The organism is Microcoleus sp. MOSTC5, assembly GCF_036701825.1.
GTDB lineage: Bacteria > Cyanobacteriota > Cyanobacteriia > Cyanobacteriales > Microcoleaceae > Microcoleus > Microcoleus asticus.
In genome coordinates, this window is sequence record NZ_JAUBRK010000177.1 from 1 (window position 1) to 1,457 (window position 1,457).

At 49.0% G+C, this 1,457-nt stretch carries 1 protein-coding gene; it reads left to right on the forward strand.

The window, feature by feature from the left end:
- Positions 1–153 precede the first annotated feature (153 nt).
- On the forward strand, positions 154–1,347 hold the full coding sequence (locus QUA54_RS34210) for an ISAs1 family transposase (RefSeq protein ID WP_333419472.1): 1,194 nt from the start codon (positions 154–156) through the stop codon (positions 1,345–1,347).
- The last annotated feature ends 110 nt before the right edge of the window (positions 1,348–1,457 follow it).

Consider the following 1,457-nt stretch of genomic DNA (forward strand, 5'->3'; position numbering starts at 1 on the left):
CAGGGTAATCGCATCTAATTTGGTATAAATTGTACTTGACAAATGACAGAAGATGTAGAATTCAGAGGCAGGGCTGCGGTAGAGACGGGGGCGGCAACCCACAAACAGTTAAACTGGGAATGAACTCCCGGCAGGTATCCCTCACTCAGACAGATGGAAAAAGGCTTTGGTAAAGTTGTTCTCAACCCACAGGAGCAACGAGAGGTTAAGATTCTCTCCAAGAGTGTACTCAAGCATTTTCAGGCCATCCAGGACCCCCGTGTGGAGAGAACGCGACACCACAGTTTGGTAGCCATTCTCACGATAGCCATTTTAGCGGTGCTATCGGGGTCAGATGGATTTATCGCCATTGAGACTTACGGCAAAGCCAAGCAATCTTGGTTAGAGAAGTTTTTAGACATGCCCTATGGGATTCCATCCCATGATACTTTTGGGCGGGTACTAGGGTCGATTGAACCCCAGGTGCTACAGGAGAGTTTCTTAGCTTGGGTGAGTACGATATCACAGAAATTGAATATCGAAGTGATTCATATTGATGGCAAGACTGCCAAAGGCTCCTACGACCGACAGAGCCAGCTCAAAGCGTTGCATACTGTGAGTGCATGGAGTAGTGAACATGGGTTGGTGTTGGCGCAACAAAAAGTTGAGGGCAAGTCAAATGAAATTACCGCAGTACCCCTGCTACTGAAGTTGCTTAATCTCAAGGGGGCGGTAGTGACCCTCGATGCTATGGGCACCCAGACCGAAATTGCTCGGCAGATTAAGCAATGCGAAGGGGATTATGTGTTGGCCCTCAAAGGCAACCAGGGAAAGCTCTACAAGCAAGTCCAGGGTTGGTTTTTGCAAGCAAGTGCCCCTGATTGGCTGGGAATTGAGCACAGCTATCATGAAACTTTGGAGACGGGGCATCACCGCCTAGAAACCCGTCAAGTTTGGGTGGTGTCCGTGAGTCAATTGCCACCATTACATCGCCAAAGCCAGTGGGTGGGGTTAAGCACCGTCGTAATGGTTGGTAGGCTGCGACAATTATGGAATAAAACGACGACGGAGATTCAATTCTATCTGAGCAGCCTCGAAGCTGATGCTCGACGACATAACCAGGTGATTCGCTCCCATTGGAGTATTGAAAATAGTCTGCATTGGGTATTAGATGTCACTTTTAATGAGGATGCCAGTCGCATTAGACAGGGGCATGCCGCACAAAATCTGGGCTTGCTACGTCATTTGAGTATTGGTTTACTCAAGCAGGAGCCGTCCAAGTTGAGTTTAAAAATGAAGCGCTACAAAGCAGGCATGGATAATGACTTTCTGCTGGGCATCCTCAGTAGTAGTGTTACTGACCTTTGAGTCGGCCCGTCACGAAGGCAATACTGAGCCTACCCCTAGGCAAGAGCAGGTGATGGAGGTAAATCAACTCGGCCCAACCCCAGCGAGCGTGCTTAGCGGGTTCTCACCAT